This window comes from Streptantibioticus ferralitis (assembly GCF_029223525.1).
In the GTDB taxonomy this organism is placed as follows: domain Bacteria; phylum Actinomycetota; class Actinomycetes; order Streptomycetales; family Streptomycetaceae; genus Streptantibioticus_A; species Streptantibioticus_A ferralitis.
Map to the genome: position 1 here is coordinate 545,711 of NZ_JARHTQ010000002.1, position 19,850 is coordinate 565,560.

At 70.9% G+C, this 19,850-nt stretch carries 17 protein-coding genes and 1 pseudogene; 5 read left to right on the top strand and 13 right to left on the bottom strand.

Annotation, left to right across the window (positions count from 1 at the left end):
* Positions 1-204 precede the first annotated feature (204 nt).
* The 7 genes and pseudogenes from P2L57_RS40120 to P2L57_RS05425 all read right to left on the bottom strand — a co-directional run bounded on the left by P2L57_RS40120 (position 205) and on the right by P2L57_RS05425 (position 9,310).
* Positions 205-735 carry a nitroreductase family protein gene (locus tag P2L57_RS40120; protein WP_275808983.1) on the bottom strand — a complete coding sequence of 177 codons (531 nt, stop codon included), beginning with the start codon at positions 733-735 and terminating at the stop codon, positions 205-207.
* Complete coding sequence (locus P2L57_RS05400; RefSeq protein ID WP_275808987.1) at positions 732-1,055, bottom strand: DUF6092 family protein; 324 nt, start codon at positions 1,053-1,055, stop codon at positions 732-734. The genes P2L57_RS40120 and P2L57_RS05400 overlap by 4 nt, the downstream gene beginning before the upstream one ends.
* A 293-nt stretch (positions 1,056-1,348) precedes the next feature.
* The gene (locus P2L57_RS05405; RefSeq protein ID WP_275808990.1) at positions 1,349-5,323 is read right to left on the bottom strand and encodes a Pls/PosA family non-ribosomal peptide synthetase; all 3,975 of its coding nucleotides are present in this window, start codon (positions 5,321-5,323) and stop codon (positions 1,349-1,351) included.
* Between the two features lie 225 nt (positions 5,324-5,548).
* A complete protein-coding gene (locus P2L57_RS05410; RefSeq protein WP_275808993.1) occupies positions 5,549-5,932 on the bottom strand; it encodes a hypothetical protein in 384 nt (127 codons plus the stop codon).
* 2 nt (positions 5,933-5,934) lie between these two features.
* Positions 5,935-7,416 (bottom strand): annotated as a pseudogene (locus tag P2L57_RS05415) (glycoside hydrolase family 30 protein); the annotation flags it as partial.
* Positions 7,417-7,620: 204 nt separating this feature from the next.
* Positions 7,621-8,808, bottom strand: coding sequence for a VIT1/CCC1 transporter family protein (locus P2L57_RS05420; protein ID WP_275808999.1), 1,188 nt, complete (start codon positions 8,806-8,808; stop codon positions 7,621-7,623).
* Entirely contained in the window at positions 8,768-9,310 is a 543-nt protein-coding gene (locus P2L57_RS05425) for a Fur family transcriptional regulator (RefSeq protein ID WP_275809002.1), read from the bottom strand. Before P2L57_RS05425 ends, P2L57_RS05420 begins: the two co-directional genes overlap by 41 nt.
* 322 nt (positions 9,311-9,632) lie before the next feature.
* On the opposite strand from P2L57_RS05425, the gene P2L57_RS05430 reads away from it, so the two are divergent.
* The 3 genes from P2L57_RS05430 (at position 9,633) to P2L57_RS05440 (ending at position 11,845) form a co-directional block, all read left to right on the top strand.
* Positions 9,633-10,466: an SCO2400 family protein gene (locus tag P2L57_RS05430; protein WP_303655928.1), complete on the top strand. Its 834-nt coding sequence runs from the start codon at positions 9,633-9,635 to the stop codon at positions 10,464-10,466.
* A 145-nt stretch (positions 10,467-10,611) separates the two neighbouring features.
* The gene (locus P2L57_RS05435) at positions 10,612-11,100 is read left to right on the top strand and encodes a DUF6069 family protein (protein WP_275809008.1); all 489 of its coding nucleotides are present in this window, start codon (positions 10,612-10,614) and stop codon (positions 11,098-11,100) included.
* A gap of 151 nt (positions 11,101-11,251) precedes the next feature.
* On the top strand, positions 11,252-11,845 hold the full coding sequence (locus P2L57_RS05440) for a type II toxin-antitoxin system HicB family antitoxin (RefSeq protein WP_275809011.1): 594 nt from the start codon (positions 11,252-11,254) through the stop codon (positions 11,843-11,845).
* 134 nt (positions 11,846-11,979) lie between these two features.
* Here the strand turns inward: P2L57_RS05440 and P2L57_RS05445 are convergent, their stop codons facing one another.
* The 6 genes from P2L57_RS05445 to P2L57_RS05470 all read right to left on the bottom strand — a co-directional run bounded on the left by P2L57_RS05445 (position 11,980) and on the right by P2L57_RS05470 (position 18,410).
* Positions 11,980-12,564: a hypothetical protein gene (locus tag P2L57_RS05445; protein ID WP_275809015.1), complete on the bottom strand. Its 585-nt coding sequence runs from the start codon at positions 12,562-12,564 to the stop codon at positions 11,980-11,982.
* Positions 12,565-12,852: 288 nt separating this feature from the next.
* Positions 12,853-13,299 (bottom strand): nitroreductase family deazaflavin-dependent oxidoreductase, encoded by a 447-nt coding sequence (locus P2L57_RS05450; RefSeq protein ID WP_275809020.1) that lies wholly within the window; start codon positions 13,297-13,299, stop codon positions 12,853-12,855.
* A 139-nt stretch (positions 13,300-13,438) separates the two neighbouring features.
* Positions 13,439-14,695 carry a methyltransferase domain-containing protein gene (locus tag P2L57_RS05455; RefSeq protein WP_275809023.1) on the bottom strand — a complete coding sequence of 419 codons (1,257 nt, stop codon included), beginning with the start codon at positions 14,693-14,695 and terminating at the stop codon, positions 13,439-13,441.
* A 234-nt stretch (positions 14,696-14,929) separates the two neighbouring features.
* Positions 14,930-16,585 carry a transporter gene (locus P2L57_RS05460; protein ID WP_275809026.1) on the bottom strand — a complete coding sequence of 552 codons (1,656 nt, stop codon included), beginning with the start codon at positions 16,583-16,585 and terminating at the stop codon, positions 14,930-14,932.
* Complete coding sequence (locus P2L57_RS05465) at positions 16,582-17,370, bottom strand: ABC transporter ATP-binding protein (protein WP_275809029.1); 789 nt, start codon at positions 17,368-17,370, stop codon at positions 16,582-16,584. The genes P2L57_RS05460 and P2L57_RS05465 overlap by 4 nt, the downstream gene beginning before the upstream one ends.
* Positions 17,371-17,561: 191 nt before the next feature.
* Positions 17,562-18,410, bottom strand: a complete 849-nt coding sequence (locus P2L57_RS05470) for a MurR/RpiR family transcriptional regulator (RefSeq protein WP_275809032.1) — start codon at positions 18,408-18,410, stop codon at positions 17,562-17,564.
* A gap of 53 nt (positions 18,411-18,463) precedes the next feature.
* On the opposite strand from P2L57_RS05470, the gene P2L57_RS05475 reads away from it, so the two are divergent.
* Both P2L57_RS05475 and P2L57_RS05480 read left to right on the top strand, forming a co-directional pair.
* Positions 18,464-19,339 carry an EamA family transporter gene (locus P2L57_RS05475; protein ID WP_275809035.1) on the top strand — a complete coding sequence of 292 codons (876 nt, stop codon included), beginning with the start codon at positions 18,464-18,466 and terminating at the stop codon, positions 19,337-19,339.
* Positions 19,340-19,586: 247 nt separating this feature from the next.
* On the top strand, positions 19,587-19,790 hold the full coding sequence (locus tag P2L57_RS05480; RefSeq protein ID WP_275809039.1) for a cold-shock protein: 204 nt from the start codon (positions 19,587-19,589) through the stop codon (positions 19,788-19,790).
* Positions 19,791-19,850 lie beyond the last annotated feature (60 nt).

The window sequence follows — 19,850 nt, forward strand, 5'->3', positions numbered from 1 at the left end:
GCTTCCCCCGGGCAGGCCCATCACCGGTCGACATGCCCTTCCACCGATCAGCCTCGGCCGATCGTCGCGGGAACGTCATCGGCCGGTCGCCCTGTCGGCCTTCCATCGCCGGCGGCGGCAGCACGCGCACCGCGACCGGTGCGGCCGGCGGGCGAGTTGATGACGGCCGTCGTCGAGGCGGGGTGCCGGTCAAGTGGACCGGACTCAGCCCCGGTCCCATTGGATGAGGTCCTCCCACGCGGGACCGTTCTGACGGCGTACGGCGGGTGGCTGCTCGGCGGCAGGGTGGCCCAGGCAGACGATCAACTCTGGACGCAGGCCCTCCGGGAGGTTGAGAATCGTGGCCGCCGCGGTCCGGCTGAAGGACGTGACCGGTCCGGCGGCCAGTCCGATGCCGTGCGCCGCGAGCAGCATCGTCGCCGCGGCGGTGCCCACGTCGATGTAGGGGCCGGGGCTGGCCGGGTGGAAGCCGTAGCTCTCGACCCGAGCCCAGTCGACGCAGACGACGACCGCGGCCGCGGGGCGTTGGAGCATCCCCGGCGAGACCATCCGCAGAGCGCGCAGGATCCGGGGACGGGTGACGGCGACGTACCGGTGTAGCCGCCGGTTTCCGGCGTGGGGTGCGTAGCGTGCGCTGTCGAGCACGGTCTTGAGCTGATCCTGCTGGACGGGGTCCCGCGTCATGGCCCGTACGACGCGGCGGGAGCGGATCGCCTGGAGCACGGGGTCGTTCACGAGGCAGATCCGTCCAGGTCGAGTGAGGTGACCAGATGCGCGGCCACGGACCGGCACAGTGCGTCGAGTCGCTCGACGTATCCGCCGGGGTCACCGGCTTTGACGGCCGTCTCGGAGAACCCCTTGCGAACGTCGAGCAAGAGCGGCCGCAGTCCGGTGCCTGCCCTGGGCGCGATCATCTCGGCCAGCCGGCCTGCCGCCGTGAGCAGGCGCATCGGCGCGTACTCGGCCGCCTCGTCCATCTGGGTGCGGGCGGCGGTCACCAGGTAGGCGAGGAGTTCGACGGCATCGTCTTCGTCGAGCACGAGAGGTGGAGACACCACAGCCCCTTTCGCCGGCCCTGGCAGCCGTCCTCGTGGACCGCCGCCCGCACAGCGGCGGTGACCCATGTCAGCAGTCTCCCGCTGAAGTCCACGCGCGGCTTGTCGAGGGCGCGCACCCGACCGGACGCCGAGCTGGTCGCCGGCACCGCGGGCGCCTACGCGACCACGGCTGCGGCACCGGCACGCACGACACCGCGTTCTCGCACCGTTGGGTGAAGCCATGGCCGGCAACGATGGACGATCAGTCGACGCGGAGGGCAACCGCGACCCATGAGCCGGATCCACAGTCGTCAGCGGGACGCCGATCCCGCTCCTGAGCGCAGCCGCCTGGTGCCGCGCCGACACTGCCTTGAGCCCTGACGGCCGCCGTCCGCCGAGGGGAGGCGCATCGCACAGCGGGCGACGGCGCCGGGCGTCCAGCGGGCCACCGGGTTGCCGAGCCAGCGGGTGCCCGCCGGGACATGTTCGCCGCCCATCACCAGGGACGAGGGGCCGACTGCGGCGCCGTCGCCGATCACCGCGCCGGGGAGGGCGATGGAGTGCGGCCCGAGGGTTGCTCCCGGCCGCAGCTGGACCGCGTCGACCCGCATCAGGCGGTCGTGGAACAGGTGCGTTTGCAGCACGCAGCCGCGGTTGACGCTCGCCCCGTCCCCGAGCCGGACCAGATCGGGCTCCGGCAACCAGTGGCTGTCGCACCACACACCTCGTCCGATGTGTGCGCCCAGCGTGCGCAGCCAGACGTTCAGCAACGGCGTGCCGACCAGATGGTGGCCGAACCAGGGGCTGGCCAGCGTCTCGACGAAGGTGTCGTACAACTCGTTGCGCCACACGAACGAGCTCCACAGCGGGTGTTGGCACGGTGTGAAGCGCCCGACCAGCACCCACTTCGCCGCGGTGGTGACCAACGACGCGATCACACCACCGGCCAGCAGCAGCGGGCCGACCAGGGCGATGGCCGCCGTCCAACCGAAGGCGCTGACCAGTTCCTCCAGGGCCAGGAACACCGCGTCGGCGAGGACGGCGCCGCACAACAGGGGGACTGCACGGCACAGTTCGATCGCGGCGCGGGCGACCACCAGGTGCATGGGCGGCTGGAAGGTGCGGCGTGGGTCGACGTGGTCGGGGCGGCGCGGCACGCTGAAGCCGGGGCGCCCCAGCCAGGACGTGCCGGGATCAAGGTGTGCGGGTGCGTCGGACAGGACGCCGATCAGGGCGTGGTCGGGCAGCGCACGGCCTGGCCCGACGATGCCGGAGTTGCCGACGAACGCCCGCCGTCCGACCGCGGATCGCCCCAAGCGCAGCCACGGGCCGTGCAGTTCGTACGGGGCGAGCAGCGTGTCGTCCGCGAGGAACGCGCCGCGCTCGACGCTGGTGAGCCGGGGCAGCGTCAAGGCGGTGGACACCTCCGCTCGGTGGCCCACCTTCGCGCCGCAGAGCCTGAGCCACAGGGGGGTGAGGAGACTGGCGTAAAGGGGGAAGAGCAGCCTACGGGCCTGGTCCATCAACCGTGACGTCACCCACGCACACCAGGCCACCCGGCCGGACACCGGATGAGATCCGGGTGTGAGCGCCGCACCGGCCAGGCGGACGATGACCGCCACCAGTGCCGCGTAGCTCAGCACGGTCAGCAGCGTCCCGACCGGCACCGCCCACGGCAGCTCTTGGACGAGGACGCCCGGAGTCAGGCCGGTGCCGCTGGCGCTGTCGAACAGGATGAAGGCGGGCAGCAGGGCGAGCAGGGGCAGGATGTCGAAGCCGAGCGCGGCGGTGGCGTAAGCCGTGGGCCACCATCCGCGGCCCGTCGGGCGTTCACGGTGTTGACGGAACACCGCCCCGTCGACCTCGCCCGTGGGCCGGGCTGGCGTACCGCTCCACACCTGGCCGGGCACCACCGTGCCGGTGACACAGGCACCCGGCGCGATGTGCGCGCGCTGTTCGACGAGCGCCCCGGGCAGCAGCATCGCGCGGGTGCCGACGCGGGCGTCCGCGCCGATGCGCACAGCGCCGAGGTGGAGCACATCGCCGTCCAGCCACCACCCGGTGATGTCGGCCTCCGGCTCCACGGCGCAGCCGTCACCGAACGCGGCCAGCCCGGTGACCGGCGGTAGCGCGTGCAGGGCCACATCGCGGCCGACCGTACAGCCCACGGCCCGTGCGAACAGCGTCGCCCAGGGGGTGCCGAGCAGGTTCGGCATGCCGAGCGTCATCACCGTCCGCTCGGCCGCCCACAGCCGCAGATGCACCGAGCAACCCCGCGGGTACGCGCCGGGCCGCACACCCCGGGTGAGCAGGCGGGCCACCCCCGCGCAGATGCCCAGCCGCGACGGAGCGCTGCAGAGCGCCAGCCATCCGCCGAGGACCACCCACCACGACAGCCGCGGGATGCCCGGCGGCGGGCCCGTCACGTTGTCGAGGGTGGCGAGGGCGAGCAGCCAACGCAGTCCGACGACGGTGAACAAGGCGACCAGGACAAGGGCTTGGACCACACCGGCACGGCGCGGGGTCGGCCGTACGACACGGTCTGCCCGGTGCCGCTGGCCGAGCGTGTCAAGCCGTTCGGCCAGGGCGCACAGGGTCGGGCAGCGGTAGACGTCGGTGACGGAGACGTCCGGGAACCGCTCACGCAGCGCCGAGACCAGCCGCGCCGCGGCGAGGCTGCTACCGCCGAGCGCGAAGAAGTCGGATCCCGCGGTCACCGGCACGGCCAGCAGCCGTCGCCAGTGGCCCGCGAGCCACCCCGTCGTGCCGCCCAAGTCGGCGTCCTTCACCCCGGCTTCGGCCGGTGGCGGCAGCGGCCAGGGCAGTGCCCGGCGGTCGATCTTGCCCGAGGTGCTCGTGGGCAGTTCTTGGATGACGGCGATCCGGGGGACCAGCGGTGGCGGGAGCCTGCCGCGCAGATGATGGCGGGCGGCCGCCACGTCGAAGCGGGAGCGGCCATCGGCCACCGACTCGTCGGGCACGACGTATCCGACCAGCACCTGGCCCGCTGCCGCGGTGCTGTGTACGGCCGCGGCGGCGGCCCTCACCCCCGGCAGTGCCCGCAGCGCGGTGTCGATCTCGCCCAGCTCAACCCGCCGCCCAGCGATCTTGACCTGGTCGTCGGCGCGGCCGACGAAGGCCAGGCCCTGCGGATCGGCACGCACCAGGTCACCACTGCGGTAGACGCGCTGACCAGGCAGCGCCGGGTGGGTACGGAACGCCTCCGCGTCCCGGACGCCGTCGAGGTACCGCGCGGTCCCCACCCCGGCGATCACCAGTTCGCCGGTCGCGCCCCACGGCACCGGCCGCCCCTCGGCGTCCACGACCGCGACCTCCCAACCGTCCAGCGGCCTGCCGATGCGCACCGGCTCGCCGGGCACCAGCCGGGCGGCGCAGGCGACCACCGCGGTCTCGGTCGGCCCGTAGGTGTTCCACATCTCCCGCCCCGCGCCCAGGCGGTCGACGAGTTCCTCCGGGCATGCCTCACCGCCGACGATGAGCAGCCGTACCCGGTCAAGCGAGGCGACCGGCCACAGCGCCAGGAGACCGGGAACCGTGGAGATCGCGGTGATCCCGTGGTCCACCAGCCAGGGCCCGAGGTCAGTGCCCGCGCGGACCAGCGAACGGGGAGCCGGGACCAGACACGCGCCATGCCGCCACGCCAGCCACATCTCCTCGCAGGACGCGTCGAAGCCCACCGACAGCCCCGCCAGCACCCGGTCACCCGGTCCCAGCGGCTCAGCGCGCAGGAACAGCCGGGCCTCGGCGTCCACGAGGGCCGCGGCGGAGCGGTGGGTGACCGCGACGCCCTTGGGCTGCCCGGTCGTGCCGGACGTGAAGATGATCCACGCGTCGTCCCCCGGAGACGGCCGCCCCGGCCGACGCCCAGCAGCCGTCACACCGGGACAGCGGACGGACATCCCGGCACCGACGACAGCGCGGACACCGGCCTCGGACCAGATCATCTCGGCCCGCTCGTCGGGGTCGTCGGCGTCTACCGGCACGTAGGCCGCACCAGCCCACAGCACGGCGAGGATCGCCACGTACAACTCGGCCGTGCCCGACGCGACACGGACGCCGACCCGGTCCCCAGGGCCGATGCCCATGTCACGCAGCCTGCCGGCGAACGCGGTCACCTCGGCGAACAGGGTGCGGTAGTCCAGCGGGGAATCACCGGCGGCCAGGGCCGGGGCGGTGGGGTGCGCCCGCACCGTCGACTCCAGGATGTCCACCAGCGTGCGCGGCGCCGCCGCGGGTACCGTCGGCCACCGCGCCCCGCCCGGCACGGGAGCGGCCGGTTCACCCTGCGAGCCAGGATTGCGGCCCGTCGGAAGGACACACTTCGATGGCACGTCCGGCAGCCCTTCGCAGCGGTATCGTGCATCCGTCTCTTCCAGTCTGGCCCCGGCCGGGCACGACATCCACCCACGCCGACCGGTCACCCGCAGCCGAGCGATGCCGGGCCCGGCGAGGTGACGATCCCGGCCTTCGCATCCACCCGACCGCGGTCATCAGCCTCCGGACGAATGGCAGCCGGAGGGCAGGGATGTGTCGCCGTCGGGGCCCGGCAGGAAGAAGACGCCGATCCGGACGCTGCCGGACTGGCCGCCCTGCCAGTAGCCGCGCTTGGGGGCGCGCGAGAAGAGCTTCAGGCGTTGCGTGATCGCGCCGTTCACACGGTCGGCAGCCGCCTGGCCTTCGTCCGGTTGGGGCGCGCTGCCGAAGGACAGTACGAAACCCGCGGTCCGGTTCTGTACACCCGCACCGGGTTGCCGTGAGCGTGGGGCGAGCTGGACAGTGTCCAGCCCAGGGCGAGCAGGACGGCCGCGGACGGGGTGGCGCCGGTACGGGGCGGGGATATCCGACGTCGCGAGGCTGTGTGGGGCACTGTTCACCTCCAGGTGAAGGTCGCCGAGGTCTGCGCGGGCAGGGTGTACGTGAACGTCTGGCCACCCCAGTTGACGGTGACCGGCTGGTCGGACCCGCTGCTGTTGTAGGCGATCAGTGCCTTGGAGCCGTCGGGGTTGAGCCAGGCCACGTTGGGCACGGCGCTGTTGGCCGTGGAGTCGATGCGGTACGCGCCCGGGTGCACGAACTTCGTCAGCTGGCCCATGTCGTAGTACTCGATGTTGTAGTCGACCTGCCCGCTGCGGCCGTCGCCGTTGTGCACGGTGATCAGACCCGTGCAGGTGCCGCAACCGCCGTTGTGCGGGCCCATGTTCTGGTCCACCGCCAGTGACCACTTCACCACCGACTTACCCCAGTTGCGGGTGTAGTCGATGATGTTGTTCATGTCCTCCTGCTGCTGGTTGGCGATCCAGGTACCGCCGGAGTGCTCGGTGTCGTACGCGTCGGTGCCCGGGTACTGGTTGTGCACCGTGCTCTGCTCGGAGACATCACCGCCGTAGCCGTGCCAGGCGAGGCCGCCGAACAACGGGTCGTCGCGTATCGCCGAGTCGTCGACCGTGGGCGCGCCGTAGGAGCCGTAGCTGTCCCAGTTCCAGTCCAGCGCGAGGACCTTGGTGTTCAGTCCCGCCGCGTGCAGGGCGGGCAGCAGGTCGGTGCCGGTGAAGTAGTGCAGTCCTGATCCGTTCCACTGCATCGAGGGGTAACCGGAGCAGCAGGTGGGCTCGTTCTGCGGTGTCACGTAGTCGATGTGCACGCCCTGTGCCTGGTAGGCCTGGATGTACTTGACGAAGTACTGCGCGTAGGCGGCGTAGTACTTCGCCTGCAACCAGCCCTGGTCGATGGCGTCGTTGTCCTTCATCCAGGCCGGTGCGGTCCAGGGGGTCGCCAGGACCTTCACATCGGGGTTGAGCGCTTGCGCCTGCTTGGTCAGCGGAAGCACGTCGGCCAGGTCGTGTCCGATGGAGAAGTGGTTCAGGTTCGGGTCGGTCTGGCCGGACGGCATGTCGTCGAAGGTGTAGTTGTACCGGGCGAGATCGGAGGCGCCCATCGGATTGCGCAGGAAGTCCAGCCCGATGCCGGAGCCGGGGTCGAACAGCTTGTGCATCACGTCGTCGCGGGTGCTCGCGCTGAGTGCCCCGCTGCTGTTCATCAGCCAGGCCGCGGTGTCCGTGAACGATGCTCCGGCACCGGTGAACTGCTGGTACTTGGCGCCGTCGTCGATGGAGACCGTCTGGCCGTTGCCGCCGGTTCCGGGAGCGAAGGCCACGGGAGCCTGCTGCTGCAGTCCACGGGTGACGCTGCGGCCGCCCGAGTCGCTGGTGGTGGTCAGCCAGATGTTGACCTGTTCACCGGTGGCGTGGGCGGTCGTCGGGCCGGCGAACAGGAATCCGGCGGCCAGCGCGGCTGCCGAGGCGAGCGCTGCGAGGAGTCTGCGCGGGTGGCGAGGGCGGTTGTGGGGGGAAGTCGCCATGGTTGGCCTCTCGGCTGGGGGGAGTAAATGTCATGCACCTGTCGGCCATAGATGTATGACTTACTTCATGGCTTAGTTCGGGTCGTGATTTAACTCGTGAAGCAATAAGGCGTCAACCCTCCTTGCAGACATCAGGAGTTGACGGCGCCCACCCCCCCCGAATGCGGTGGGGTGGGCGCTGGTGGAGTGCGGTGGGTCGGCCGGTCAGACCTGGCCCGTGCCGACCGCGTGTCCGATGAAGTAGACGGCCAGAGCGGCGCCTGAACCGACGAGGAGCTGGCGTGCACCGGAACGCAGGACTGCCCTGCCGTTGAGCATTCCGAGGGCGGAGCCGACGGTGAACAGCGCGGTGGCGGCCAGCACGACCGTGGCGACGAGCGCGGCGGTGCCGGAACCGAACAGGTAGGGGAGGACGACCACGACGGCGCCGAGGGCGAAGGCGATGAGGCTGGAGAACGCCGCCGACCACGGTGAGCCGAGCTCGTCGGGGTCGAGCCCGAGTTCCTCTCGGGCCATGGTGTCCAGGGCGGTGTCGTGGTCCTTCATGATGGTGGTGGCGACGCGCTGGGCCTCGTCGACGCCCAGGCCCTTGGCCCGGTAGATCAACGCGAGCTCTTCGGCCTCGGCCTCGGGGTCGTCGCGCAACTCCTCGGCTTCCAGGGCGATCTCGCGCTCGTAGGCCTCCCGCTGGCTGCGCATGGAGATGTACTCACCGGCGGCCATCGAGAAGGCACCGGCGAGCAGCCCGGCGATTCCGGCGAACAGGATGGTCGTGCCCGCCGCACCGGATCCGGCGAATCCCATGACCAAGGAGGTGTTGGAGACCAGGCCGTCGTTGACACCGAACACGGCGGCGCGCAGCGCGCCGGAGCGGTCGCCGCGGTGCCAGCGCTCACGCCGGGCGATGCCGCGTCCGCCCTCGTCGGTATCACCCTGCGCCTGGTCGCGTAGTCGGGTCAGTACCCGGGCGTGGGAACGCTCGTCGACCGCCATCCCCGGCGCGGCGTCGGGGTCGCCTTCGTAGAGTCCGGCGTCGGCGTGCTCGGCGCGCTCCACGAACGGCAGCACCGCGTCGACGGAGAACCGGCGGGCCAGGAAGGACAGCAACCTCGTACGCGGTCCGGGCCGGCGGGGTTCGGGGACGTGCTCGCCGAGGGCGGTGAGCTTGTCCGCCCAGTGGGCGGCGTGCCGTTCCTCCACCGAGGCCAGTTCCAGGAAGATCTGTTGCCGTTCTCCGGTGGCACCGGCGGCGAGTCCCCGGTACAGGGCCGCGCTCTGCCGTTCCGAGCCGAGCAGATCCCGGAACCGTGCGGCCGCCTGCCGGATCGTACGGGCGTTCCGCTGGTGCGTCTCAGTGTCGTGGGTATCCGTTTGACGGGTCTCGGTGTTCATCGTGTGGATCTCCTGACCGGTCACCGCGCGGGGGGACGCTCGGTGCCGATGGTGGTTCGCCCGGGGCGTTCGAGGCGTGCTCGTGGAGGCAGTGCCGACAGGTCCCGCGGAAGATGACCTGTGCCTCGTCGACCCGACCCACGTCGTCGCCCGCGGTGAGGCATGGCTTCGCGCCGACGAGACAGGACACATCGCTGACCCGACCGCACCTCGTGCAGACGAAGTGGTGGTGCCAGGTGTCGGCGAACTCGTAGACGGCCGCGCCGGGGCCGACGTCCGCGCGCAGTACGACACCGAGGTCGGCCAGTACCACCAACGAGTTGTAGACGCTGGTACGGGGAAGTGTGACGCCGTGCTCCCCGAGGTGGGCGTGCACCTCGTCGGCCGTGCGGTGCCCGCCCATCGACCGCAGCGCATCCGTCACCGCGAGGCGCGGGCGAGTGACTCGCAGCCCGGCCTCCCGCAGCCGCGCCACGGTCTCCTGGGCGGGATCGCCTGTCATTCGCCCTCTTCAGGTCGCTACCTATTTGGACAATGTCCAAATATACCACTGTCCCGCTCCTACTGAAAGGTCCCATCTGTGCAGTTCGGGAGGCGTGTGGAGGTGTGTGGGCGGATCCCGGCGCAGCGGCGTCTCGACCCCCACTCGCGACGGCGCCTGTGAAGTGCGCCGCATCACAGGCGAGCAATCTTTCCAAAAGCATCACAGGGGCTACGCACCGCCTTCGGCAGTGGCCGTTAGCGTTGCTGGCCGCTCGATCCCGCGTGCGATTCAACCGGTCGCCGGCGTCCCTGGCAGCGCAGTCAACACAGAAAGATCGCAGATGGACTACTGCTCCTCGTGTCGTCGGGTCCTCAATGGAGCCCTGGTGTGTCCAGGGTGCGGCGCCTACGCCCCGGACATCGCGCCACCCGCCCATCGCCCGCACAGCACGGCGCCGACCGCGATGACCTGGGACGAGTTCCCCGCACCGGCGTCCCACCCGGGCACCCATCGGCCCGATCCCGCACCGTTCGGTACCGGGGTGTCCGAGGCGGCCGTCGCCGACGAGCCGGTCGCCGCGTCGTCCAGCGGCTTCGAGGGCACCGCCACGGGCCAGGGGAGGGCGGCCCGGCGTCGCCAGATGGCCCGTTGGAAGAAGAGCCGGCGTCGGGCCGCGGTCGCGTCGGCCGTCGCGCTCGTCGGCGGCGGCCTGACCATCGCCGCGCTGCCGTCCGGACCTTCGACCGGCCATGCCCAGGCGGCCACGATGCCGAAGCCGGCAACGCCGGAGTCGGTCCGGCCGGACACCACCGTCTCATCAACGGCCCGGCCGGACACCCAGGTTCCGCAGCACCGCGGAACGGATACGTCCTCGCCCGTCACCACCAGTCCACCGCAGCTCACCACCGTCCAGGCGACGCCCGCCCCGACGATGAGCCCGCAGCCGGACACCACCGTCACTACGCATCCCCCCACGGCGACGAGCCCGTTGCCACGCACCACACCCGCGCCGACCAACGCAACGCCCGTCTACCACACTGCCGCGCCGGCTCCGCAGACGAACGCGCCCACGTCCACCGACGGCTCCGGCGCGGGTGCGCCGTCGGCGAGCCCCGCACCGCCAACCGCATCGTCGCCGACGCCCGTGTGCCTGCTCGTCGTGTGCCTCTACTGATGGTGCACCGAGCCAACGCACGCCCGTTTCGGCCGCGTTGGCGGTGGATACCCGGACGGCCCATGAGGTGTCACGACGTCGCCGGGTGGCTTCGGGCGCCCGGCGACGGATTCGGCGAGCAACGACCGTGAAAGAGGAGGACCAAGTGACAAACGGCTACCCCGAGCGGGACAGGCCACAGATCGATGCCGGACGGCTGTGGGGCGGCGGGTTCGCGACAGCCGTGGTGGCCGGACTGCTCACCGAGGTGGGGATCCTGATCGCGCGTGGGCTACTGCACCTGGCGATCTTCGCCCCTGAAGGCGACGGGCTGTGGGGCGATGCCAACACCACCACCTACGCGGTGGGGGCCGGTGTCATCGCGCTCGCCGCGACCGGCCTGCTGCACTTCCTGCTCGCGACCACACCGAGCGCCACCGTGTTCTTCGGTTGGATCATGGCGTTGCTGACCGTCGTCGCCGTGGTGATCCCCCTGAACGTCATCGGCACCCGTACCGAGTTGATCGCCACCATCGTGCTCAACCTCCTTGTGGGGCTGGTCGTCACCTCCCTGTTGATCAGTACGGCTGCCGGAGCGCGGGCACGGATGAGGCACCAGTACCGTCAACCCTCCTACGACACCCGCCAGTGGTAGACGCGATCACCATTGCGTCCACCCCCGCACCCGACAACACATCCCGTCCGAACGGCGGCTGCGCGACCGAGTTGTGCCAGTAGGTGCCGCGAGCCGCCGAGATCGCCGAAATCCGCCGCCGGGACACCATCAAGGAGGAGGTCGAACCCCTATGAGCACTCGCTACGAAGTCCGGCTCCACAGAATCGGCCGATGGTGGGCCGTCGATATTCCCGCACTCACCATCTACACCCAGTGCCGCACCCTGGACGAGGCCGAGGGCATGGCGCGCGACGCCATCGCCGAGGCGCTGCGTATGCCACCGGAGACGGTCGCCGTGGACCTGGTGGTACCGCAGATCGCAGCACTGATGCAGAGCGTGCGGGAGGCACGAAGGCGCCGTGCCGCGGCGGCGAGTGCTGAGGAGCAGGCCGTGGCGGACGCCGTGCGCGCGCTCCTTGAGGACCTGGGGATGAGCCAGGGCGACGCCTGCAGACTGCTCGGGATATCCCACCAGGAGGCGTCTCAGCTCTCCCCGGCCCGCGGCTCCGGCGAATTCCGTGCCTGGCCCGTGGACCCACTGCCCGCGCCGAGCGCACCAGTGCGGTCCATCCGCGGCGGCGCCGGGACCACCCGGCCCCTGACCGGCCGTCAGCGCCCGGGACCTGCCAACGGCTCACCCGACGGCAACGCTCTGGTGAGCCCGAAGCGGCACCGCGCCCCGGTCACCCGCCCGAGCTGGGCCATCGCCGAGGACGACGCCTGACGGAGCGGCGCTGGCTGCCGCGGGGCGAACAAGGGGCGTCACTGCGCCGCTTGGGCACACCAACGCGATGGCTTACGCGCTATCCCACGGTCCCGGGGGGGCCGGAGCCCAACCCCGGCGGCGCGGACGAGACGTCACGAGTGGCGAATGATCTGCACGATCAGCCCGATCCACCACGCCAGGGGGAGGAGTACCACCAGGACGGCCGGACGGCTCGTCATCGGCTTACCCGGGTTCAACTGCGCACCAGGCTGGCCCGGCACCGGCTGGGGAAGCTTGTTGATCCTGGAGCGGGCGATGAGGTTGATGATGATCGTGATCGGGTTGATCGCCACCAGAGAGAACGGGCTCCACCAGCCCTGCCACAGCGTCTTGGTGGTCATGTCGCGGAAGACCGCGGTACCGCAGGTGCGGCAGAACGGACCCTTCAGGTGGACGAAGCGCATCATCAGGAGCATTCCCTGGTGGCGGCGGACGGTCGCGTCGACCGCCGGGAAGGCGCCGCAGATCCGGCAGACGTGCTGCCCCGCGGTGCCATGCGCGGGAGCGGGCGCCGGGGCCGCCTGCCGGCCGTAGCCACCTGACGCGTACGGGTTGGGCTGCGCCGGCTGATGCCCGTACGGGGCTGGGTGCGGAACTGGCGCATAGGGCTGCGCGTAGGCCGAACCCGTCGGCGACGGGGGAACGTTGTCGGCGAACGGCGGAGTGGGTGTGGTCACGTAGATCCTCGTTGTGCTGAACGCGGTGGGTACACGCGTGCGATGAATGTACCGGGTGGCGGCCGGCCGCTGTACGGGAGTTCGACTTCCCAGTCCGCGTTACGGCAGTGCGAGGAGGGGTTTTGGTATCAACTCCTGATGTGCGATGGGAGTTGTCCCGCTGATGTGTTGTGGCGGGCGTGCGGGGGTGGGACGGAGTGCTCTGCGCCGACTGGCTGCCGCGGCGCCCACACCTGTGCCCCACGGATCCGGGTGTCAGCCGCATCCATGGGGCACAGTGGCCCCTGGTCAGTGACCGGTGGTAGCCGTCTCCAGGACGAAGACGGGGATCTCGCGGTCCGTCTTCTTCTGGTAGTCGGCGTAGTTGGGGAACGCCGCGACGGCGCGGTCCCACCACAAGGCCTTCTCTTCCCCGGTGACCTCGCGGGCCGTCATGTCCTGGCGGACGGGGCCGTCCTGCAGTTCCACATGGGGGTCGGCGACGACGTTGTGGTACCAGACCGGGTGCTTGGGCGCACCGCCCACAGAGGCGACCACGGCGTACTCACCCTCGTGTTCCACCCGCATCAGCGGGCTCTTGCGGATCTTGCCGCTCTTCGCGCCCCGGGTCGTGAGAATGACGACGGGTAGGCCGCGCATCGTCGTTCCCTCCGTGCCGCCCGAGCTCTCGTACAGCGCGACCTGATCGCGTACCCACTGCTCGGGGCTCGGCTCGTACTCACCCTCAAGAGGCATGCTGACGTCCCATCGTCGAAGTCCTGCCGGCATCGATCGCGGCCGGGGCAGATCCACCGCCCACGACCACGATGTACCTTCGGTCAACAACCGGAACCAGCGCAAATATGCCCGCGCTCCACGAGTTCGATGAGACGGCTTACGCGCCGCTGGTCTTCCCGGGGGAATCCGGAAGCGCGGCCGAGACCGCGTGACGCGCCTGTACGGAGGCCGGTCCCGCTCTCCTGGAGTCCGGTGGCCGCACCGCACCCGAAGCGCGCACCGCACCCGAAGCGCGCACCGACCAGCGCGGACCGGCGACCGGGTCCCGGCACCACACGAACTGCCGGTCCCACTCCACCGTCATTCCGAAGTCGTACAGCTCCGGACAGCCCTCGTCCCGCCACCAGTCCCACGCCCGCCCCACCTCATCGGCCAAGCGGCGCGGCCCACCCTGGTAGGCGACCGTGCGGCCGCCGCGGACAGCCGACAGCGCCGCCCAGGACGACGTGCCGTCGTGGATCCACGCGTTCACGCCGTCGCCGTCCACCGCGGTCATGATCCGTACGTCGGGCAGCTGGACCCGCAGTGCGAACCGCAGATGTACATCGTCGCGCAGCGGGCACAGGTCCCGCGTCACCGCCTGCTCGTCCTCGACCGGACCGTTGCCGCGCACCTGGCGGAATCCGCGGCCGGAATCCGTTGCCCGGGCGGCGATGAACTGCGCCAGGCCCTGCACCCAACCCGTTGCGGACCGGCCGTCGTCGGCGACGGTGAGCGCGACATGTCCCAACCGGCCCCACGGTGTGACGATCCGCCCGCCAGGACGCGTCTGCTCGATCCATGCCCACGGGATCCGATCGACGGCGAAGGTGGCGATCACCCGGTCGTACGGCGCCCCCTCGGCCCAGCCCGCCATACCGTCGGCGACCTGAACGGACACCTTGGCGCCCGCGGCGTCCAGGCGCTGCCGCGCCGCCGCGGCCAAACCGGGGTCGACCTCCACGGAGGTCACCCTCCCCGGGCCCGCCCGACAAGCCAGGAGCGCGGCGTTCCAGCCCGAACCCGCGCCCAACTCCAGTACCCGATGGTCGGGTTCCAGCAGCAGTGAGTCGAGCATGTCCACCACCACGCCCTGGCACGACAGGCTGGAAGAGGGCAGACCCTCGGTGACCTGGGTGACGGCGGCATCATCGGGTCCCGCGTACACCAGGCCGGTCCACCGGGCGAGGTCGGCTTCGCGGTCCACGGGGACATAAGCGTGGCCGTCCCAGTCCCACAGCCTGCTGGGGGCGAACTCGTGCCGGGGCAGCGCCTCGACGGCCTGGCGGATCCACGGGGAACGACCGGGCCAGTCGCCCCGCTTGTCCATCGTGTCCGCCAGCCGCCGACGTTGACTCGCGAACTCCGCGGCCACCTGCGTCACTTCTTGTGTTTGCCGTCAGACGGCGCGGGAGGCGGCACCTGCCCGTCCGAGTTCCCCGGCGGTGGAGTGCCCTTACCCGGATCCGGCGGCGGCTTCTCATGAGCACCCATGACAACCTCCCTCTGGAAGGAGCCGATTCGCGGTACCGGCACAGTCAACCCCGCCCGGACCGCGCCGGGAAGGGCGCACTGCGCCGATGCGCCCGAACGGGTGCTCAGAGAGGACTCAGCCCTTGCTCACCGCGAGCAGGATCTCCGGAAGCCGCGCCGCGACCCGGGGCGCGGCCACCCGCAGCCCGAGGTAGGCGATCCCGGCCCCGTACACCGCGCCCAGTGGCGTCAGCAGCCACAGCAGCGCATGCGTGCCCGACAGGTGCAGCCAGACCGCCAGCGCGATGAGCGGCGAGCACAGCATCCCGCCCACGATCAGCCCGCCGAAGAGCGACAGCCAGGCGATCCCGACCTGCCCCGGCGCGACGTTCTTGAAGCCGTTCTCCTGCGGGATCGTGTACGGGAACGTCACGGACGTGACCGCGCCCGTGCCGAACATCGCGCCGAGCAGGGCGTAGGACAGCCCGAGCACCTCCGGCAGGGCCTGCCAGTCGCCGGTGAACGCGGCGGTGAAGACGACCGCCGCCGTGACGTACGGCACCGCGATCACGGACAGCGCGAGCGTTCGGCCGCGCAGTTCGGCGAAGGCGTCGCGTGGCGAGGCGATCGTCTGGAGCACCATCCAGAACGCGGAGGTGTCCTGCCCGAACTGGTTGTACATCTGAATGCCCAGCAGGCCTGCCGCGAAGAACGCGTAGTAGATCGAGCCACGCCCCTGCACGGCGTTGATGACCGGCATCAGCAGGCCGATCGCCAGCGAGGAGATCAACGCGGCCTTCGTCTTCGGGTCCCGTCGGATGTAGCGCCACGACCGCAGCATGACCGCACCGGTGCGCCCGCCCGGCACCAGGCGGGCCTGGCCCGTGGCGTCGCCGCGCGTCGAGCCGCTGTCGGTGGCGGCCTGGAGGGTGGAGGAGTCCGGCGAGGTCATCAGCCTGGTGAGGGACCGCTGCCACCACCACAGCAGCACCGCCAACAGGGCCGCGGTAAGCGCGAGTTCCCCGGCGGCCGCACCGTACGAGCCGTCGCTCGCGGCCCGTACCGCGTCCATCGCCGAGCCCGGTGGCACCCAGCGCAGCACCTGCGCGACCGGCTCCAGCGAGCTCAGACCGCCCGCACCGCTCAGCTTCTGCATGCCGACGTTCACGAACTGCATGCCCACGCCGATGATCAGGCCACTGAGCACCGCCAGATCGCGGCCCTTGCGGCTGGTCAGCAGGCGGACATTGGCGGTCGCCACGGCCCGTGCCAGCGCCACGCACACGAGCAGGATCAGTACGGTCGCCAGTACCGCGACGGCCGCGGCCGCAGCTCCGTGTGCGGTCGCCACCACGGAACCGACGATCATCGCGAGCGTGAACACCGGCCCGATGCCGATCAGCGAGGCCACGAGCAACGCGGCCACCAGCGAAGTGGGCCGCAGCGGCAGCATCACCAGCCGGGTCGGGTCCAGCGTCTCGTCACCGCCGGAGAAGAACAGCGGCATGACCGCCCAGCCGAGCGCGAACAGCGTTGCCAGCAGCGTGGTGACGGCGGCCGCGTGCGCGTTGCCGCGCAGCGCGATCAGGCCCAGCAACTGGAGCGTGGCGAAGAGGGCCACGAGGATCATGGAGATGACGTAGACACTCTTGCGGCCGGGCGACTGACGCAGTCCGTTGAGCAGCAGCGACAGCTTGAGCCGGACGAAGACGGCGGTGACGGCGGGGACCGGCGCGGTGGTGACGGAGCCCGCGGCCACCGGAGTGTCAGGAAGTGGTGCGGTGGTGTTCATCGGGCGCCGCCACCCAGCCAGTTGAGGTCGTCGCCGGTCGCCCGGCCCTGGGCGCCGACCAGTTGGAGGAAGGCGTCCTGCAGGCTCGCCGCGTCGCCCCTCACCTCCGCGAGGGTGCCCTGCGCGCGGATGCGACCCGCGGCCATCACCGCGACCCAGGAGCACAGTGACTCGACCAGCTCCATCACATGGCTGGAGAAGACGACGGTCGCGCCCGAGGCGGTGTAGCGCTCCAGCACCCCGCGGATCGTCTGCGCCGACACCGGGTCCACGCCTTCGAACGGCTCGTCCAGGAACAGGATTTCGGGGTTGTGCAACAGTGCGGCGGCGAGCCCGATCTTCTTTCGCATACCCGTCGAGTAGTCGACGACCAGCTTGTTCTGCGCCACCGCCAGATCGAGCACGTCCAGCAACTGGGCGGCCCGCTTGTCGACCTCGTCGCCGGGCAGTCCGCGCAGCCGCCCGGTGTAGGCGAGCAGTTCTCGTCCCGACAGGCGCTCGAACAGCCGAAGTCCCTCGGGCAGCACACCGATTCTGGATTTGACCGCCACCGGATCGCGCCATACGTCGTTGCCGCCGATCTCGACGCGCCCCGAGTCCGGGCGCAGCAGCCCGGTGACCATGGACAGCGTGGTCGTCTTACCGGCCCCGTTCGGCCCGACGAGCCCGATGAACTGGCCGGCCGGCAGCTCCAGATCGATCCCCGCGACCGCGACCTGCTGTCCGAACTGCTTCCACAAGCCCTCGATGCGCACGGCGGCGGCCCGCGCTATTTCCTGCTCCACTGGTCTTTCCTCGTCGTCCGCTGGTCCCCGTTGGTGGTCGAGGGGCGGGGACACGCACCCCCGTTCCAGCCACCCTAGCGTCGCGCCTTCATGCGGTCGGGCAGCCGGTACCTGATCGCGCGTTGACGGTGCTCGGCCGACAAGTGGGTGCGCTACGCACCGCGCCGCCGGCCCAGCTCGTTGCCGTGGCGTCAGTAGGCGTGGTCGGCCGTGACATCCGCCGACAGACGCAGCGACTCCTCGGCAGCGGCTCCACGGATTGCCAGCAGCGTCAGGGCCAGCGCGTCGATGACGGCCAGGTGGGCCAGGCGGCTGGCGACGGTCTCGAGTCCGAAGACGAGGTCCTGGCCGCCGGCGACCAGGGTGCAGGTGCTGGTGTCGCTCAGGGGGGAGCGGGCGTAGCTGGTGAGGGTGATGACGTCCGCGCCTGCCCGGCGGGCTCGGCGGGCGATGTCGACCGTGCTGCGGGTGGCGCCGGTGTGGCTGACGGCCAGGCAGACGGCGGACGGGGGGAGTTGGGCGGCGGCCAGTTGGGCGGTGATGGGGTCGGCCGGCGCGTCGACGACGGAACCCAGCGCGCGGAGCCGATAGGCGGCGTCCACGGCCACGGCACCGGACAGCCCCGCCCCCACGACCAGGATGTGGCTTGCCGAGTGAAGCATTCGCGCCGCTTCACGCAGTCGCTCCACCGGGAGAGTGCCGGCCAGTCCGTCGAGGGCTTCCCGTGCGGCCTGCACCGTGTCGGCGAGGGCGCGGGCGGCGGGGTCCTGGTCGTGGGAGGGCCGGGGAGCGGGGGCCTGGCGTGCCGCGGCGATCTTCAGTTCCTGATAGCCGCGAAAGCCCAGGCGCTGGCAGGCGCGGACGACGGATGACGGTGCGGTGCGGGCGAGCGCGGCGACATCGCTGACGCTCAGATGCACCAGGTCCGCGCCCTTTTCGAGGATGACCTGCGCCACACGCGCCTCGGCGCCGCGCAGGTCGGACAGGTGCGCACGGACGTGGGCCGCGAGCTGCCGCACCTCTACGGAATCTTCTTCCATGCGGCTAGGGTAGCGTGGAATTCCATTCCGTATCGTCAGTGGGGGAGCGTTCCATGCCCGGGGTCTTGGCGTCATCGGCGGGCACGGCCGCCGTGCCCGCCGTGGTGCTGGCCGCGGCGGTGCTGCACGCCGTGTGGAACGGGGTGGCACATGGGATCAAGGACAAGTTCGTCGGGTTCACCCTGATCAGCCTCGCCTACACCGGGTGCGCCGCCGTCATGGTCTGCCTGACGCCGGTACCGGACGCGGCGGCGTGGCCGTTCATCGCCGCGTCGGCCTCGTTGCAGGTCGTGTACCAGGTCCTGCTGCTGCGGGCTTACCAGCTCGGCGACTTCGGGCAGATGTACCCGATGGCCCGCGGCGCCTCACCGCTGCTGGTGGCCGTGGTGTCCATGGCCGTGCTCGGCCAGTCACTACCGGCCCAGGACATCGTCGGGGTGGTGGTGATCTCGTGCGGCCTGGCCGGGTTGGCGCTGGCGGACGGCATGCCCGGCCGGGACCAACTCCCCGCCCTGGCGGCCGCCTTGGGCACCGGAGTGGTGATCGCCTCCTACACGGTCGTCGACGGCAGCGGGGTGCGGCACTCGGGAACCGTCACCGGCTACATCGCCTGGCTCTTCCTGTGCCAGGGACCTGTTCTGCCGCTGATCGCCTGGGCGCGGCGGGGCCGCGCCCTCCTCGACCAGCTGCGGCCGCTGTACGGGCGCGGCCTGACCGGCGGGATGCTGTCCCTGCTGGCCTATGGGCTGGTGGTGTGGGCGCAGGCCCGCGGCAACCTGGCCACCATCGCGGCCCTGCGCGAGACGAGCATCGTCATCGCCGCCCTGATCGGCACACTGGTCTTCCGGGAACGCCTCGGCTACCGGCGCATAACAGCCAGTGCCACCGTCCTCGCCGGAATCGCCGTCCTGGAACTCGCCCACCCCTGAGTCGGCCGTGCCGGCCACGGGCCATGCCGCCCCCGGCCCCACGATGCCGAACCCGCGGCGTGTCGGGGACTGTCCTGGCAAGACGACCGCCCAGCCGTTGGAGGGCACGGTTTACTCAACGCCTGCTACCCTGGCGTTGATATTTTTCTGGTACCCATGAACTTTGCGCGCCCGGCCGGAGTCCGCCGCAGGCGCATTACTGTTTTCCGGCATCTCCGGATGGGGCCCACCTATCCAGGAGAGCGACATGGCTACCGGCACCGTGAAGTGGTTCAACGCGGAAAAGGGCTTCGGCTTCATCGAGCAGGACGGCGGCGGCGCCGACGTCTTCGCGCACTACTCCAACATCGCCACCTCGGGCTTCCGTGAGCTCCACGAGGGCCAGAAGGTCTCCTTCGACGTCACGCAGGGCCAGAAGGGCCCGCAGGCGGAGAACATCGTCCCCGCCTGATTCAGGCACGTGCCCCGTGGAGCCGGGGGCCGCACCTTCACGGTGCGTCCCGGCTCTTGC

What these genes read in the sequence shown, in the direction of transcription:
- P2L57_RS05425 (WP_275809002.1), bottom strand. Translation starts at nt 9,310, where the DNA reads ATGACAGGCGATCCCGCCCAGGAGACCGTGGCGCGGCTGCGGGAGGCC.
- P2L57_RS05480 (WP_275809039.1), top strand. Translation starts at nt 19,587, where the DNA reads ATGGCTACCGGCACCGTGAAGTGGTTCAACGCGGAAAAGGGCTTCGGC.
- P2L57_RS05450 (WP_275809020.1), bottom strand. Translation starts at nt 13,299, where the DNA reads ATGCCTCTTGAGGGTGAGTACGAGCCGAGCCCCGAGCAGTGGGTACGC.
- P2L57_RS05475 (WP_275809035.1), top strand. Translation starts at nt 18,464, where the DNA reads ATGCCCGGGGTCTTGGCGTCATCGGCGGGCACGGCCGCCGTGCCCGCC.
- P2L57_RS05460 (WP_275809026.1), bottom strand. Translation starts at nt 16,585, where the DNA reads ATGAACACCACCGCACCACTTCCTGACACTCCGGTGGCCGCGGGCTCC.
- P2L57_RS05430 (WP_303655928.1), top strand. Translation starts at nt 9,633, where the DNA reads ATGGACTACTGCTCCTCGTGTCGTCGGGTCCTCAATGGAGCCCTGGTG.
- P2L57_RS05440 (WP_275809011.1), top strand. Translation starts at nt 11,252, where the DNA reads ATGAGCACTCGCTACGAAGTCCGGCTCCACAGAATCGGCCGATGGTGG.
- P2L57_RS05420 (WP_275808999.1), bottom strand. Translation starts at nt 8,808, where the DNA reads ATGAACACCGAGACCCGTCAAACGGATACCCACGACACTGAGACGCAC.
- P2L57_RS05470 (WP_275809032.1), bottom strand. Translation starts at nt 18,410, where the DNA reads ATGGAAGAAGATTCCGTAGAGGTGCGGCAGCTCGCGGCCCACGTCCGT.